General features: G+C 40.8%; 1 protein-coding gene. It reads left to right on the top strand.

The window, feature by feature from the left end; genetic code table 11:
- Positions 1 to 67 precede the first annotated feature (67 nt).
- The coding region (locus tag ACFIO3_RS13335; protein ID WP_375704616.1) for a DEAD/DEAH box helicase family protein at positions 68 to 1,245 on the top strand (1,178 nt) is incomplete at its 3' end.

A 1,245-nucleotide genomic window follows, 5' to 3' on the forward strand; every position in this document is an offset into this window, starting at 1 on the left:
TTGAATTCGTTTTGATTCTTTTGATGGTTATTGATCATCTCATAAGGCAAGGGATTTTTATTACAATATGCTGCAATCTATTAAGTATGATAACAAACACGTTACTTTGCGCTCTCTGTTGGAATATTATCGTCAACGAGCTAAATCACCCCGTGAATTGGGAACGCTGTTTGAAAACCTTGTCATGGCTTATTTGAGTGAAGACCCTCTTCAAAAGCAAGAATATGAAAAGGTTCAAACTTATTTGGAATGGGCTAAGGAGCATGATGAAGATGGAACGGATATTGGGATTGATCTGGTCGCTACAATCCGTGATGAAGGAGGCTATGCGGCTATTCAATGTAAATGCTATGACGCCTCTCACATAATTAAAAAAGAAGATATTGATAGTTTTATAGCAGCTTCTGGCAAAAAGATCTTCACCCGTCGTATTCTGATTGATAGCACCGAAACAGATTGGAGTGACAATGTTGAACTGACTTGTGAGGGGCAAGAAATCCGCCCTCAACGGATTAATCTGTTTGATTTAGAAAACAGTCAAATCGATTGGGGGGCTTATAAAGAACAAGGACAAGCTGTTCTTAAAGAGAAACCGAAGAAAAAGCTTTTAGATCATCAAAAAGAAGCCCTTGAGAAAGTCTGTGAAGGTTTAAAAGAAGCAGACCGTGGCAAGCTCATTATGGCATGTGGAACGGGGAAGACTTTTACAAGCCTTAAGATAGCAGAAACCATAGCAGGTCAAGGCAAGCGTGTATTGTTTCTGGTGCCCTCTCTCGCTCTTATCTCTCAAACAATTCGTGAATGGACAGAAGATACAGAAGTATCCTTGCGTTCCTTTGCCGTATGTTCGGATACGCAAGTAGGTAAGCGTCGTAAGAATAAAAATGATGATGAAGCTGGTCTCGATGCATCAGACCTTGTTTTACCGGCTACGACCGATGCCAAAGAGCTTGCGCGTAAAGCCAATAAAACTTCTTTTGATGTGATGACTGTGGTCTTTTCGACTTACCATTCAATCCAAGTGATTTCCGATGCGCAAAAAAAGTATGATTTACCCGAATTTGATCTGATCATTTGTGATGAAGCACACCGTACCACTGGAGCTGTATTAGGAACAGACAAGCGTGAATCTGAATTTATCAAGGTTCATGATAACAGCATCATTCGGGGTAAAAAACGTCTGTACATGACGGCAACCCCTAAGATCTTTACCGACAAGCTGAAAAAGAAGGCTGACGCATCTGA

Source organism: Bartonella sp. AD328YNZD, assembly GCF_042196425.1.